Source organism: Edaphobacter sp., assembly GCF_028283685.1.
In the GTDB taxonomy this organism is placed as follows: Bacteria; Acidobacteriota; Terriglobia; order Terriglobales; family Acidobacteriaceae; genus Edaphobacter.
On sequence record NZ_JAPWKF010000006.1, the window covers coordinates 47,355 to 62,363 of the forward strand.

Here is a 15,009-nt window from a genome sequence, read left to right on the forward strand (position 1 = left end):
TCGATTCGGCCGGTTGTCTATTTAAAAAATCAGCGAATGTTGTTGATGTGCAATATGTTGCGGGAATGTGACTTCATCAACACGTGTGCCTTTTCTACAGCATGCGGCAGAGAATGCACTTCAGATAGAAGGTCTCGGGAAGGGTGAGGATCTCGGGATGGTCGGGTGCGGCGGCGCGGGTCTCGAGCACCTGGACGCGGCGTCCGGCGTCGGCTGCGGCCGAGACGATGGCGGAGAGGAAGTCCTCGCGCGAGACGTGGTGCGAGCAGGAGCAGGTGACCAGGGTGCCTCCTGCGGGCAGCATCTTCATGGCGCGGAGATTGAGCTCCTTGTAGCCGCGCAGGGCGCCTTCGACGGCGCGTTTGGACTTGGCGAAGGCGGGCGGGTCGAGCACGATGGTGTCGAAGCGCTGGCTGGTGGCCTCGTACTCGCGGAGCAGCTCGAAGGCGTCGGCCTCGATCCAGTCGACCTCGGCGCGAAGGATGCCGCGATTCAGCTCAAGGTTGCGGTCGGCCACTTCCAGAGCGGACCGGCTGGCGTCGACTCCGGTGACGTGGTCGCAGGTGCGCGCCATGTGCAGGGCGAAGCCGCCCTGGTAGGTGCAGACGTCGAGGGCGCGGCCGTGCGCGTGGGCGGCAGCGGCGGCGTAGTTGAGGCGCTGGTCGAGGAAGGCCCCGGTCTTCTGCCCGGCGGAGGCGTCGTAGTGCAGCTGCAGGCCGTTGATGGTGAAGACGGTGGCGAGCTTCGGCTCGTCGTTCTCGTTGGCGGAGAACAACGGCGCGGAGGGCGCAGGGGCGAGCTCTTCCAGCTCGCGGACGCGCGGGTCGGGCCGCTCGACGATGGTGGCGACCCGGTCGCCGAAGTGCCCGCGGACGGCGGAGGTGAAGACCTCGCGGACGTCGTCCTGCGCCGTGCCCTGGGCGAGCAGCTGGAGGATGACGAGGTCGTTGTAGCGGTCGGCGACGATGCCGGGGAGCTGGTCGGCCTCGGCGAAGACGAGACGGCAGGAGTCGTTGGTTGTGTCTGTCGGCGCGAGCGCGGAGCGCAAAGTGAGGGCGGAGGCGAGGCGGAACTCGAGGTCGGCGAGATAGGCCTCGCGGGTGAGCTTCGGTTCGGCGCTGACCACGCGGACGGCGATCTGCGAGGCTGCGCTCCACAGGCCGGAGCCGACGGGGATGCCGCGGTTGTCGAGGACAGCGACGAGCGCGCCGGGGGCGATCGACTCCTCGTCGAGCGCGGGCGTGATGGCTTCGAGGTCGGAGCGGTAGACCCAGAGGTGACCGGCGCGAAGGCGGTCGGCGGCGCGGCGGGAGATGGTCACCGCAGGGCCGTGCGCGGCGCCGGGTTCGAGGCGCGGCTCGCGCTCGCGGGCGTCGTTGCGGGGCTTGGTGGCGCGGTGGGGCTGGTGCTCTCTGGGCATCTGTTTATGGTCGCATGAATGGAGGCGGGGGCGGCGTGGATGTCGTGGTGGTCGAAAAGCGGGTTTCTCCACTCCGCGCTTTGCGCTCCGGTCGAAATGACCATGCAAAGGCACAGCGCAAGGAAGACCGGAAGCGCAATGAAATTACATAGGAATGTCGAACAGAGAGGCCAGCCCTTGCGATTGATAGCATCGTTAGCTGGAGCGTGTGCGTGCAGAGCGTGGATGTAGTGGTGCTGGGTGGTGGCGCGGCGGGGCTGATGGCTGCGATCGAGGCGGGGCGGCGCGGGCGCAGGGTGGTGGTGCTCGATCACGCCGAGCGCGTGGGCAAGAAGATCCTCATCTCGGGCGGCGGGCGCTGCAACTTCACCAACGTCAATGCGCGGGCGGAGAACCTGCTCTCCGGCAATCCGCACTTTGCCAAGTCGGCGATGGCGGGGTTCCGGCCTGCCGACATCGTCGCGCTGGTGGAGAAGCACGGTATCCCGTATCACGAGAAGACGCTGGGGCAGCTGTTCTGCGACCGCTCGGCACAGGAGATCGTCACCATGCTGGAGCGCGAGTGCCGCGATGCATCGGTGACGATCGTGACCGGTACGACGATCGGCGCGGTGCGGCAGGCGGATGCGGGCGGCTTCGTGGTGGAGAGTTCGTCGGGAGCGTTTCGCGCGGCGTCGGTGATCGTCGCCACGGGCGGCCTCTCGATCCCGAAGATGGGCGCGACGGACTTCGGCTACCGTCTGGCGACGCAGTTCGGTATCGGCGTGGCGGCGTGCCGTCCGGCGCTGGTGCCGCTGGTCTTCGGCGAAGAGGACCGCGAGAATTGGTGCGATCTGTCCGGCCTCTCGGCGGAGGCGGTGGCCGAGGCGGAGGTGACGCCGGAGACGCGAAAGATGACCGGTGCGCGCCGTCCTGTGCCGTTCCGCGAGAAGCTGCTGGTGACGCATCGCGGCCTGAGCGGTCCGGTGATCCTGCAGGCTTCGAGCTACTGGCAGCCGGGAAAGACGATTGCGCTGGACCTGGCGCCGGGGGTGCGGTGGACGGCTCCTCTGCTGGAGAAGAATGCGCGGCGCGATGCCGCGGCGGCGGTGGCGGCGCTGCGGCCGGTGCTTCCGGCGCGAATGGCGGAGCGCTGGGTCGCAGTGCACGCTCCGCAGGGATGGACGAATGCGGCGATCGAGCAGATGGAGCGCGGGCTGCACGAGTGGCGGGTGATCCCCGCAGGCACGGAGGGCTACGCCAAGGCGGAGGTCACGGCCGGCGGCGTCGACACGAGCGAGCTGGATGCGGCAACCATGGAGGCGAAGCGTGTTCCAGGGCTGTACTTCATCGGCGAGGTGGTGGATGTGACCGGCTGGCTGGGCGGGTACAACTTCCAGTGGGCCTGGGCGTCGGGGGCGGCTGCCGGGCGGTCGGCTTGAGTTGCAGATTGCAGCAGCCAGAGTAAGCAGCTTTGTTGGCGCTGTTGGCTTTGTTAGGACACCGCTTCAGCCGTGTCGTCGATGGGGCGTGGGGTAACCATTGCATCACTAACCCAACAAGGTCATTGACTTAGCGTCCGCGGCTTATGAGGATCGGCGCAGGTGTCTGCGTAGAGCTGTAAGCACGCCGTATGGGTCAGGATCCTTTTCGCCAATTCGCCGACGGCTGTATGCGCGTGTGCGCGGCTGCGACGGCTTGCGGGTCGGCCTCTCTTCTTTTTCTCTCCTCGTTCTTCTCTCCTGCGTTGATGGCGCAGCAGTCGCTGACCGCTCCCTGGCAGCCGCTGGGGCCGGTGCAGGTGACGACCTCTGCCTATGGCAAGGTGACGGGGCGCGTGACGTCGATCGCCGTCGATCCGGCGGACGCTACGGGCAACACGGTGTATCTGGGAACGACGGGCGGCGGGGTGTGGCGGTCGGTGAATGCGCTGGCACCTGCAGCGTCGGTGAGCTTTGCTCCGCTGACCGATACGCTGCCGGTCTTCAGTCTGAGTGCGGGGTCCTCGGCGTTGCCTTCGCTGGCGATCGGTGCACTCTCGGCGGCGAACGGTGTGGTGCTGGCGGGTACGGGCGATCCCAACAATGCTGCGGACTCGTACTACGGCGAGGGAGTTCTGCGCTCGGCTGACGATGGCGTGACGTGGACGGTGGCGCGCATCTCGCAGGATGGGACTTACGGCACGCACAGCTTCGCCGGTCTGGCGTTTGCGGGGTTTGCGTGGAGCACGGCGTCGCCGGGGACGGTCGTAGCGGCGGTGACCAACTCGGGCGAGGGTGCGCTGGTGGGCGCGGCCAACGCGAGCAGCGTGATGGGGCTGTATTACTCGACCGACGCCGGGGTGACGTGGCAGATGGCGACCGTGATGGACGGCAGCCAGTATGTGCAGCGTCCGCGGATCGCGGGCAGCTACAGCGGCAACGCGGCGACGGCGGTGGTATGGAACCCGGTGCGCAAAAAGTTCTACGCCGCGGTGCGCTATCACGGCTACTACGAGTCGGCCGATGGCGCGACGTGGACGCGGCTGGCGGCGCAGCCGGGGGCCGGGCTGACGGCGGCGGCGTGTCCGGCGAATACCGATCTCGTCGGCTCGCTGGGATGCCCGATCTTTCGTGGCGCGCTGGCGGTGGAGCCGGTCTCGGGCGATATGGTTGCGCTGACGGTGGACGCGGCGAATCTCGACCAGGGGTTGTGGCGCGATGCGTGCGCGGAGGCTTCAGGCGCGTGTGCGGGAGCGGTGAGCTTCGCGCAGCGGCTGGGTGGCAGCTCGCTGGATCTGGGCAGCGCGGGCACCTCCGGTAACGCCACGGCGATCGCGCAGGCGAGCTACAACCTCGCGCTGGCCGCGGTGGCCAGCGGCACCGACATGCTGGTCTTTGCGGGGACGGAGGATCTGTATCGCTGCTCGCTGGCGTCGGGCTGCGCGACGATGCGCAACACCACCAACGCGCTGAACGGATGCGCGGCCCCGGCGAAGGTGGCCCCGGCGCAGCATGCGATTGCGGCGGTGGCACGGCCCCGGAGCGCCGGTGATCTTTGTGGGGAACGACGGCGGTCTGTGGCGCTCCAGCGACGGGGTAAACCAGCAGGGGACGCTGTGTTCGAGCGACGATGCGGCGCACTTCGAGAACCTGAACGGCGCGCTGGGCTCGCTGGCGATGGTGCAGTCGCTGGCGGCGCATCCGACAGACGCGGGGACGCTGCTGGCAGGCATGGGAGCCAACGGCACGGCGGCGACGGCCTCTGCCTCGGCGGCTGGGGCATGGACGCAGGTTGCGGCGGGCGAGGGCGGCAACGTGGCCATCGATCCGAACGATCCTTCGCTCTGGTACGTCACGAACGGAGCTGGCGTCAGCATTCATCGCTGCGCCAGTGGTGCTGCCTGCGCATCGACGGATTTTGCCGGGCTGCCGACGCTCGGCGCGGCGCAGGTAGCCTACGACCTGACGGAGGCGCAGACGCCGTGGCTGCTCGATCCGGGGGCGACGGGCAACCTGTTGCTGGGGACGTGCCGTGTGTGGCGCGGTCCGGCGACGGACGGTGCGCTGTGGTCGGCGAGTAACACGATCAGCGCCATGCTTTCGGGATCGCAGGAACCGGCCTGCGTCACGCTGAATGGGATGGTGCGCTCGCTGGCGGCGGGTGGGCCGGTCGTGAATGCAGCGGCGGCGCAGAGTACAGGCTCGCAGGTGATGTATGCGGGGATGGCGGGGCTGTTGTCGGGAGGCGCGGGTGGAGGCGGGCATGTCTTCGTGACGCAGGGCGCGGATACGGCGTCCGCGGCGACGGTGTGGAGCGATGTGGGTGCATCGCCGGTGACGACGAACGGTGGCTCGCCGGTATTCAACGCGGCTGGTTATGACGTGGCTGCGCTGACGGTCGATCCGCACGACGCGACGGGGCGCACGGTGTATGCGGCGATACGCGGGATGGATGTGACCAACCTGTATCGCTCGACCACGGCGGGCGCGAGCTGGGCGAATATCACGCGCAACCTGCCGCCTCTGCCGGCGAACGCGGTGGCGGTGGACCCGAACGACGCCAACACGGTGTACGTGGCGCTGGATGCGGGCGTGTATGTGACCTCTGCCGTGACGACGTGCGAGACCCAGAACTGCTGGAGCCGGTATGGCACCGGTCTGCCGGATGCTCCGGCGATGGCGCTGGTGACCGGCGCTGCGCTGCCGACGGGCGATGGCCGCACTGGAGTACTGCGGGTGGGCACATATGGCCGCGGGGTGTGGCAGGTTCCGCTGCTGACGGCGGCGAACGTGTCGGCGGGGACGCCTGCGATCGCGCTGTCGCCGGTGTCGCTGAGCTTTGCCAGCCAGGCGGTGTCGACGGCGAGCGCCACGCAGACGATGACGGTGACGAATACGGGCAGCGCTCCGCTGACGGTGGCGCAGCTGGCGATCTCCGAGGCACAGCTGCCGCTGGGGCCGCAGGCGGAGTTTACGGAGACCGACAACTGCACGTCGGCAGCCGTTGCCGTGGGGCAGAGCTGCACGGTCAACATTCGGTTTGTTCCGGCGGCGGCGGGAGAGCGGTCGGCGACGATGACGATCTACGGCAACGTCAGCGGCGGGCAGGCGACGGCGCAGCTGACCGGCACGGCGACGGCCGCCGTGGGGGGAGTGACGCTGCTGCCGAACTCGCTCAGCTTCGCCGAGACGGCGGTAAACGCAGTCTCGGCGGCGCAGAACATTACGGTCTCGAATACGGGAAGCGGAGCGGTGGCGCTGGCGAATGCTGCGGTGTCGGGCGGCTTCACCATCACGGCGACGACCTGCAGCGGCTCGCTGGCGGCGGATACGTCGTGCGCGTACGGCGTGGCGTTCGCGCCGAAGGCCTCGGGGCCGCTGGGCGGGACGTTCTCGATGACGGCGGGCAGCGTGGCGCTGAGCGCGGCTCTCTCGGGAACGGGTGCGCTGCCTGCGACGGATACGCTGGCTCCCACCTCGCTGAGCTTCGCGGCGCAGCCTCTGGGCGTGCCAGGCGCGGCGCAGAAGGTAACCCTGACCAATGTGGGCGACGTGGCGCTGACGCTGATTGCGACGGCGACGACGGGCGACTTTGCGGCGACCAACGGCTGCGGCAGCTCGCTGGCGGCGCATGCGACGTGCGCCATCAGCGTGGCGTTCGCGCCGAAGGCGCTGGGCGCGGAGGCAGGCACGCTGACGGTGTCGGATGCGTACCGTTCGCAGACGGTGGCGTTGGCGGGGACAGGGATTGCACCGGCAGGTGTATCGCTGTCGCCGCTGGGCGGGGTCGCGTTTCCGGCGACGGGCGTGGGACTGGCCTCGGCTCCATCGGTGGTGACGCTGGTCAACAACGGAGGCCAGCCGCTGACGATCTCCTCGATCGCGGTCAGCGGCGACTTCAGCATCGTGCCGGGTTCGAACAGCTGCACGGCGACGCTGGCGGTGGGTTCGAGCTGTGCGATGCAGGTTGCATTCACGCCGACGGCGACGGGTGGACGTACGGGGACGATCAGCGTGGCGTCGAGCGCGGTGAACTCGCCGCAGACGCTGCCGCTGACGGGAACGGGTGTGGACTTCGCGCTGGTCGCCGATGGGCCAGCCTCGGCGACGGTGACGGCGGGGCAGAGCGCAAGCTACGCGCTGCGGCTGACGCCTGCCGCTGCGGTGCCGGGCATCAACGCCACGCTGAGCTGCAGCGGCCTGCCGCAGTATGCGAGCTGCAATCTTTCGCCCGCCAGCGTGGCAATGAGCGGCGGCGCGGCGATCGTCCAGGTAACGGTGGCGACCGGGGGCTCGACGGCCTTGCTGCGACGAGGCGATGCGGTTGTGCTGGCGATGCTGTGTCCCGTGATGGTGTTCGCGCTGCGGCGCAAGAGGGTGCTGGCGGCGCTGGTACTTTCAGCGCTGGTGGTGGCGGGAGGGTGCGGGTCGGGGCGGGCGATTCCCGACTCCGGTGCTCCGGGTACGGTCGGCGTGACGACGCCGAAGGGGAGTTATACGGTGACCGTGATGGCTGTGGGGAGCGGGCTGACGCGGTCGGTGGCGCTTACGCTGGTGGTGCAGTAACCCGGCTGGCGATCGATTGCCTTCATAAAGAAGGCGTGGCCGGGAGCCACGCCTCTTCTGTTTCCTGTTCGCTGCGCCTAGCAGTGGACGATCTTGTTGGAGTCGATGGCGCGGGTGGCGTTGCGGGTGTCGATCACCAGCTGCGCCTGGTCGACGATCTCGGTGAAGTCGTACAGCGAGTGGTCGGTGTGGACCACGACGCAGTCGAACTCGCCGATGCGCTCGAGCGGGGTCGAGTGCATATCGAGGTGGTAGTGGCGGCCGCTGCCGACGGTCTCGAAGAAGGGATCGTTGTAGGCGACCTCGGCTCCGGCGTTGCGCAGCAGCTCGATGATGCCGAGCGCGGGCGACTCGCGCAGGTCGTCGACGTCGCGCTTGTAGGCGACGCCGAGTACCAGCACCTTGGCTCCGCGCAGTGTCTTGTCACGGCGCTGCAGGGCGCGTGCGGTGGTCTGCACGACAAAGGCGGGCATGGACTCGTTGATCTCGCCGGCCAGCTCGATGAACTTTGCCTGGATGCCGAACTGGCTGGCCTTCCAGTTGAGGTAGAACGGGTCGACCGGGATGCAGTGGCCTCCGACGCCGGGGCCGGGGTAGAAGGCCTGGAAGCCGAAGGGCTTGGTGCTGGCCGCCTCGATGACCTCCCAGATGTCGATGCCCATCTTCAGGCACAGCTGCTTCATCTCGTTGACCAGCGCAATGTTGACCGAGCGGTAGATGTTCTCGAGCAGCTTGGTCATCTCGGCTGCCGCTGGCGTGGAGACCGGCACCGTGCGGGTGAAGATGCTGCCGTAAAGCGCGGCGGCTGCTGCGGTGGCACGGGCTTCGACGCCGCCGATGACCTTGGGGATCTCGCGGCGCGGCGTGATCATGTTGCCGGGATCTTCGCGCTCCGGTGAGAAGGCGACCATGATGCCGGACAAGTTGCCCGCTTCGCCATTCCGCTCGCCGGGCGTCTCGCCGTCGGCGGCGGCGCGGAGCACCTGCACGCTGCGCGCGGCGCCGTGGCGGTTGATGCTCTCGACGATGATCTCTTCAGTAGTGCCGGGGTAGGTGGTGCTCTCAAGCACAACCAGCTGGCCCTCGCGCAGGTGCGGAGCGATCGCCTCGATGGTCGAGGTGACGTAGCTCATGTCCGGCGTGTGATCGTGGTTCAGCGGCGTGGGCACGCAGATCAGCACGGCGTCCATCTGTGCGATCTCGGCGAAGTTGGAGGTGGCATGAAAGCCCGACTTCTTCGCGGCGCGGATGTGCTCCGGCTCGATGCGGTGGATGTAGGAGCGGTTCTGGTTGAGGCTGTCGACCTTGGTCTGGTCGATATCGAAGCCGGTGACGCGGAACTTCTCTTCGCTGAACAGCAGCGTGAGCGGAAGTCCAACATAGCCGAGTCCGATGATGCCGACCTGCGCGGTACGGTTTTCGACGGCCTCGAGCCAGTGTGTCAGGCTCTCCCTACCGGTTGCAATCTGGGGAGTCCTTGCAAGGTGTGTTGTGGGCGTCACAGTTCTGTCCTATTCAGCAAATTCGTCGCGATACCATGCGACGGTGCGGCGTAGACCCTCTTCAAAGTCGGTTTGCGCAACGTATCCAAGAGCCTCGGAGGCTGCCGAGATATCCGCCAGGGAGTCGCGTACGTCTCCCTCACGCTCGGGCCCGTATAGTGGTGGATGCTCGAAACCGAGCAGGGTTGCAAGCGAAGCGTAGGTTTCGTTGAGGGTGTGGCGCTCGCCGCATGCAATGTTGAACACACGTCCGGCTGCCTTTGTTGCATCCGCCTCAAGCGCGAGGAGGTTGGCTTCCACCACGTTGGAGACATGGGTGAAGTCGCGTCCCTGCTCGCCGTCGCCGAAGATGGTCGGCCGCTCGCCCCGCATCATCATCAGGATAAACCGTGCCATAACGCCGGAGTAAGGAGAATCGGGCACCTGGCGCGAACCGAAGATGTTGAAGTAGCGCAGGCAGACGGTCTCAAGCCCATAGACGCGCCAATAGGCCTGCATGTACAGCTCGCCGGTCAGCTTCTGCACGGCATAGGGCGAAAGCGGCTGCGGGGCCATCGTCTCCACGCGGGGAAAGCCCGGCTGGTTGCCGTAGGCCGACGACGAAGCCGCATAGACGACGCGCTTCACGCCTGCCAGCCGTGCGCCTTCCAGCACGTTAAAGGTGCCGCCGATATTGGTCTCGTGGCTGGGGCGGGGTTCCTTGACCGATCGCGGCACGCTGGGCAGAGCGCCCTCATGCAGCACATAGTCCATGCCTTCGCAGGCGCTGCGGACGGCCTCGGCGTCGGTGAGATCGACCTCGCGCAGTTCGATGCGGTCGAGGAGGGGCTCGATGTTCTTCCGAAGCCCGGTCTCGAAGTTGTCGAGTACGCGGACCTGCTGGCCGCGATCAACCAGGGCATGTGCAAGGTGCGATCCGATAAAGCCTGATCCGCCAGTAATTAAGTAGTTCGCCAAGGGGTAGTTCGTATCCTGTTTTTAATAGTGCCTGTGTCTATATCTGACGCTCCGACAGGACAAAGGACTCATCCCGGGGAGCGCTGAAGGCGGTAATCGCTGGGGTACGCAGACGGCTTTTCCTTGCGCAGAGAGTTTTCCTCGTTTTGCACAGGAAATGGTGCGAATGGTGGAAAAGCTGAGGACGCAGCCTTGTAAGTGACTCAAAACAGGGATACCTGCTCCGGTAGCACCTTCATCTGCTGCATGTACTTCTTCGAATCGAACTTCCTGCCGGTGGAGGCGCCGGACATGTAGCGGATCTTGCCGAAGACGGGCCGCTCCCCCCAGGCGCGGTCGAACTTGCCCAGAATGGCCCAGGCCACCCCGGCGTAGCCGTTGGGGTCGCGGCCGTCGAGAAAGTACTTGTCGTTCAGGTGGATGGCGTACTTTACGGCGGTCTTCACGTCCGGGGTCCACTCGAGGATCTTCTTGGCCCAGTACATGCGCATCACGTTGTGCATCCAGCCGTGGCGCACCATCTGGGTCTGCGCGGCGTTCCAGAGGTCGTCATGGGTCTTCGCATGCTCGAGGTCGGCGAGCTTGTAGAGGAACTCGCGCTCGTCCCTGGCGTGCTCGGCGATGGTCTCCTTCGCCCAGTTTTCGGCGCACTCGTGCGAGTCGTAGTTAGGCGTGTACTTCACGAAGTTGACGGCCAGCTCGCGCCAGACGATCAGCTCGTTGAAATAAGCATCACGGGCGGGGCGCAGCTTCGGATGCTTCTTTGCCGCCTCTTCAACGGCGAGCGCGATGGTGAGCGGCCCGATGTGGCCGAAGTGCAGGTAGGGCGACATGCAGGAGCTGCCGTCGATCTCCGGCTTGTTGCGTGCTGTGTCGTAGTGCTCCAGCATGTGCGCGGTGAAGTAGCGCAGGCGCTTGAGGGCGGCGTGCGTGCCGCCGCGCCAGGCGGCGACCGGTTCGACGCTGCGGTCGAGCTCCTTCCAGCCGCGGGTGATGTCCTCGTGCACGGAGTCGGTGTGCAGGCCGCCGGGTCTCCGCCAGGGCCTGTGCGCCTTCAGGTTCTCGTAGGGATGCAGGAAGTCGGGCAGCAGGCGCTGGATGCGCGGGCGGATGGTGTAAGCGCCGTACTGCGCCTTCTCGATCAGCTTCGAAGGAACGACAACATCGGTGTCGACGGTCCAGAAGGGGATCTCCAGAGCGGAGGCGAGCTGTTTGCGCCATCTCTCCGGCTCGCGCATGGGGTTCTCGTCGCCGATGACGATGGCGGCCTGCACGTCGGCGAAGAACCTCTCGTGCGACTCGTGCGGTGCGCGGCGCATGACGAAGCCGATGTCACGCGCGGCGAGATCTTCCTCCACGTCGACCAGCCCCTGGTTGAGGAAGGCATAGTGGCGCAGGTTGGCGTGCGGAAAGTTGGAGATGCCCGCGAAGTAAACGACGACGGGCAGGTCGAGCGCGGCGGCGATCTTCACGGCAAGGTCGACGGCGTGGTTGTCCTGGCCGCGCTGGGCGCGCTGCATCCAGTAGACGACGCACCTGCCGTCAGGATCGGGCGCGCCGTTCCGGCGGATGGTCACGCGCGGGTCGTTTGTGAGCGCTGCCAGTGTGGCGTCAAGTTCGTCGGAGCTGGTCCCGGTCATGATGAAGCTTCGTCTCGTGTCCTCGTCATTGCGCAGCGGACTGGGTTGCGATTCCCAGACCATTGCCTTCGCTTCCTTTTGATGCGAATGAGCGCGGAAGAGTTCGCGCTTTGCCTGATGTGCTGGCATACTTTGAGCACGAGGAGGCTAGGTGCACTGGATCAACATGCATGTCCATCCCTGGCTCCTCCCTGTAGTTTCGCTGCTGATGCTTACGCAGGCTGTCTATCTCGGCGTGCGCAGCAGGGCCGGACTTCGGCCGGAGGAGATTCCCGGTAAGCTCCGGGTTTTCTGGATGGCTTGCTTTGTCCTCGTTGGAACACTGGCCGTCATCGACCGGTTCAGCCGATAGCCTCACCGCAACGCCGCTCATAGAGCTGCCGATCCGGTAAGCTCTTACCGGTACAGCCGGCCGTCCCGCAGGTGGAAGCGTTCGCCGCGCCAGACGATGGTGTCGCCGGCGTAGCTCCACGCCCAGAACAGCAGGCCGAAGAGATCGCGGACCGGCAGCAGCCACAGGTCGCGCAGCACCTGGCCGTCGCCGAGGATGCCGACGCCGACGGTGAGCGCGACAGCGACGCGAGCGAGAAGTGCAATAGCGAGCAGGGAGAAACCTTCCAGCGAAAAGCCGCTGGCGATGCAGGCGGCCAGCGCCCAGGGCACGCAGTAGGTGATGCCGAGGCCGAGGTAGCCGAGCTTGCGCGAATCGCGCGTGGTGCGCGACCAGCGCAGCTGGTGCTCGGCGAAGCCGCGAAAGCTGTAGGCGGGCACGGTGGTCTCGACGACCTCGCTGCTCAGCTCGACGCGAAAGCCTGCGGCGGAGATGCGGGCGCCCATCTCGTAGTCGTCGGCCAGCGCCTCGACCAGAGGTTCGAGGCCGCCTGCGGCGGTGAGTGCGGTGCGGCTCATGGCCAGCGTGGAGCCGAGGCCGAAGTGGATGCCGCCTTCGAGCTGCCGCGCGGTCAGCACTCCGGCGATGAAGTCGGTGGAGATGCCGAGCGCCTCGAGCCGCGACCACAGGCCGGGCCGCTCGCCGGTATGCCCGATGTAGGGCGCGGTCACCATGCCGACCGGCTTTGCGCCGGGCGTGACGAAGCCCTGCATCACGCGGGTAAGGTAGCGCGGCGAGACGAGGATGTCGCTGTCGTTGATGAGGACGTGCTCGTAGCTGGCGTGGCGCAGCATCTGGACGAGGTTGCTCACCTTGCCGCTGGTGCCGAGCACCTCGGTGCAATGGACGAGCCGAATTGCGACGGAGGGGAACTCGGCGATGAGGCGGTGGATCTCCGCGACGGCGGGATCGTCCATGGAGGAGACGCCGAAGACGATCTCGTAGCTGCCCGCATACTGTTGCTGGCAGTGGCTGACGAAGCCCGCGTACATGCGCTGATCGACGCCCTTGACCGGCTTGAGGATGGTGACGCCGGGGGCGAAGGGATCAGCGGTCTGGCGGCGGATGCTGCGCGCAAAGTTGCGCGCCCCCCACAGCGCAAGCGCCATGTACACGATTCCCGCAACGGCCATCAGGGCAGTTGCGCCCTCCATCCATGTCGCCAGCATTGCTTCCAGTTTACTTGCTGGGGGCCGGGCGTAGGATGGTGGCAAAGTGTGTGGGGGTGGCTATGTCGGGCAATGTTGTGGAAGCGAATGCTGTCTTAGAGCCGGTGGACTGGCGCACGAAGGGCATTCGCGTGGTGAAGGCAGAGGCGCGAAGCTGCGACACGCCGGAGACGCTGGGCATGAATCGCGAGGTGGCGATCAGCGGCTCGCGCACGGGATCGTCGCATCTGTGGGCTGGAACCAACCGCATCGAGCCGGGAGCGTCGACCGGGCCGCATCATCATGGCGCGCTCGAGAGCATCATCTACGTGGTGCGCGGCGAGGCGCTGATGCGCTGGGGCGACCGGCTGGAGTTCATCACCAAGGCCGGGCCGGGCGACTTCATGATGGTGCCTCCGTATGTACCGCACCAGGAGCTGAACGCCTCGGCCACAGAGGAATTGCACTGCGTGCTGGTGCGCAGCGCGACCGAAGAGGTGGTCATCAATCTCGACGGCCTCGATGTTGTGGATGAGCCGGAGTGGGTGTGAGGATCTACTGCTTCCGGATATGCCATCCGCGCAGGCCTTGAAGATGCAGCGCGGCGGGCCTGGTGTCGTTGCCTTCCGCCACCAACCCCGGCCTTGTCATTTCCCGGCCTTGTCATTCCGGTTTTGTCATTGCATAGCGCAGTGGATGAATCCGCTTTGAGTGGTTGAGCAGGATTGCTTAAAGCAGCTCCTGCGCGCGGAGGACGGCGGCTACGGCTTCGTCGGCGGTGACGCCGATGGCGGAGAGGTGTCCCATCTTGCGGCCGGGTCTTGGGCGCTGCTTTTCGTAGAGGTGCAGGCGGACGCCGGGGACGGCGAGGGCGCGGTCGAAGTGTGGTTCGCGCGGGGTGCCGTCTTCGTTGAGCCAGACATCGCCGAGGAGGTTGGCGATGGCGCAGGGCTGCACGGTCTCGACGTCGCCCAGCGGGAGGTCGCAGACGGCGCGGACCAGCTGCTCGAACTGGCTGGTGACGGAGCCGCGCTCGCTGGCGTGGTAGCTGTTGTGGGGGCGCGGGGCGAGCTCGTTGACGAGCAGGCGGCCGTCGGTGGTGACGAACATCTCGACCGCGAGGATGCCTTCGAGGGTGAAGGTATGGGCGATGCGCTCGGCCAGCGCGTGGGCCTGGTGGGCGAGCGTGTCGGTGAGGGGGGCGGGGATGACGCTCCAGGCGAGGATCTGGTTCTCGTGGTGGTTCCAGGCGGCGGGGTAGACCTTGACCTCGCCGGAGGGGGAGCGGGCGACGAGGACGGAGATCTCGCGTTCGAGGTCGAGTGCCTGTTCGGCGACGCCTGCGCCGTGGCCGGAGTCGCCGCCGACGGCGTGCCATGCGCCGCGAGCCTCTTCTTCAAAGTCTGCGCCGGGGCGGAAGCCGACCTTACCCTGTCCGCGGCCGTCGTAGCCGCCGGTGGCGCTCTTACAGAAGACGCGGCCTCCGAGCGACTGGATGGCGTCGCGCATCTGGTCGAGGGAGCGGACGGGGCGCCAGTCGCCGATGGGGAAGCTGTTGGCGGCGAGCCACTCTTTTTGCGCGATGCGGTTCTGGATGATGGCGAGCATCTCGCGGCCGGGGCGCGTGGGGGCGTAGGCCTTGGCGGCGTCGAGGCTGGCGAGGGAGATCTGTTCGATCTCGAGGGTGACGACGTCGCAGCCGCGGGCGAGGTTGGCGGCCCCGCGCGCGTCGTCCCACCCTGCCTCGATGCAACCGTCGACGACGAAGCGTGCGGGGCAGGCGGGGTCGGGATCGAGCACCTGGATGCGGTAGCCCATGGCGCGTGCGGCCATGGCGGTCATGCGGCCAAGCTGGCCGCCGCCGAAGATGCCGATGGTGGCGCCGGGGAGGATGGGCTGGGATGTCTTTGCGGCTGTCGTCACGG

At 66.9% G+C, this 15,009-nt stretch carries 11 protein-coding genes; 5 read left to right on the top strand and 6 right to left on the bottom strand.

Annotation, left to right across the window (positions count from 1 at the left end; genetic code table 11):
- Positions 1-94 precede the first annotated feature (94 nt).
- Positions 95-1,420: a class I SAM-dependent rRNA methyltransferase gene (locus PW789_RS08860; RefSeq protein WP_299374573.1), complete on the bottom strand. Its 1,326-nt coding sequence runs from the start codon at positions 1,418-1,420 to the stop codon at positions 95-97.
- Between the two features lie 212 nt (positions 1,421-1,632).
- Between PW789_RS08860 and PW789_RS08865 the strand changes: the two genes are divergently transcribed.
- The 3 genes from PW789_RS08865 (at position 1,633) to PW789_RS08875 (ending at position 7,446) form a co-directional block, all read left to right on the top strand.
- On the top strand, positions 1,633-2,841 hold the full coding sequence (locus PW789_RS08865; RefSeq protein ID WP_299374576.1) for an aminoacetone oxidase family FAD-binding enzyme: 1,209 nt from the start codon (positions 1,633-1,635) through the stop codon (positions 2,839-2,841).
- 191 nt (positions 2,842-3,032) lie between these two features.
- The gene (locus PW789_RS08870) at positions 3,033-4,961 is read left to right on the top strand and encodes a sialidase family protein (protein WP_299374579.1); all 1,929 of its coding nucleotides are present in this window, start codon (positions 3,033-3,035) and stop codon (positions 4,959-4,961) included.
- A 595-nt stretch (positions 4,962-5,556) separates the two neighbouring features.
- Positions 5,557-7,446, top strand: a complete 1,890-nt coding sequence (locus PW789_RS08875; protein WP_299375731.1) for a choice-of-anchor D domain-containing protein — start codon at positions 5,557-5,559, stop codon at positions 7,444-7,446.
- Positions 7,447-7,523: 77 nt separating this feature from the next.
- Here the strand turns inward: PW789_RS08875 and PW789_RS08880 are convergent, their stop codons facing one another.
- From PW789_RS08880 to PW789_RS08890, 3 genes are all read right to left on the bottom strand, one after another.
- Positions 7,524-8,891 (bottom strand): nucleotide sugar dehydrogenase, encoded by a 1,368-nt coding sequence (locus PW789_RS08880; RefSeq protein ID WP_299375734.1) that lies wholly within the window; start codon positions 8,889-8,891, stop codon positions 7,524-7,526.
- Between the two features lie 66 nt (positions 8,892-8,957).
- On the bottom strand, positions 8,958-9,905 hold the full coding sequence (locus tag PW789_RS08885) for an SDR family oxidoreductase (protein WP_299374582.1): 948 nt from the start codon (positions 9,903-9,905) through the stop codon (positions 8,958-8,960).
- Positions 9,906-10,108: 203 nt separating this feature from the next.
- Positions 10,109-11,608 carry a deoxyribodipyrimidine photo-lyase gene (locus PW789_RS08890; protein WP_367182516.1) on the bottom strand — a complete coding sequence of 500 codons (1,500 nt, stop codon included), beginning with the start codon at positions 11,606-11,608 and terminating at the stop codon, positions 10,109-10,111.
- Positions 11,609-11,696: 88 nt separating this feature from the next.
- Here PW789_RS08890 and PW789_RS08895 point away from each other — a divergent pair, with 88 nt between their 5' ends.
- Positions 11,697-11,897 (top strand): hypothetical protein, encoded by a 201-nt coding sequence (locus PW789_RS08895; protein WP_299374585.1) that lies wholly within the window; start codon positions 11,697-11,699, stop codon positions 11,895-11,897.
- 44 nt (positions 11,898-11,941) lie between these two features.
- Here PW789_RS08895 and hpnI read toward each other — a convergent pair whose 3' ends face one another.
- Positions 11,942-13,105, bottom strand: a complete 1,164-nt coding sequence (gene hpnI, locus PW789_RS08900) for a bacteriohopanetetrol glucosamine biosynthesis glycosyltransferase HpnI (RefSeq protein WP_299374588.1) — start codon at positions 13,103-13,105, stop codon at positions 11,942-11,944.
- Between the two features lie 50 nt (positions 13,106-13,155).
- Between hpnI and PW789_RS08905 the strand changes: the two genes are divergently transcribed.
- On the top strand, positions 13,156-13,635 hold the full coding sequence (locus PW789_RS08905; RefSeq protein WP_299374590.1) for a cupin domain-containing protein: 480 nt from the start codon (positions 13,156-13,158) through the stop codon (positions 13,633-13,635).
- 178 nt (positions 13,636-13,813) lie between these two features.
- Here PW789_RS08905 and purK read toward each other — a convergent pair whose 3' ends face one another.
- Positions 13,814-15,007: a 5-(carboxyamino)imidazole ribonucleotide synthase gene (gene purK / locus PW789_RS08910; RefSeq protein ID WP_299374592.1), complete on the bottom strand. Its 1,194-nt coding sequence runs from the start codon at positions 15,005-15,007 to the stop codon at positions 13,814-13,816.
- Between the last annotated feature and the right edge of the window lie 2 nt (positions 15,008-15,009).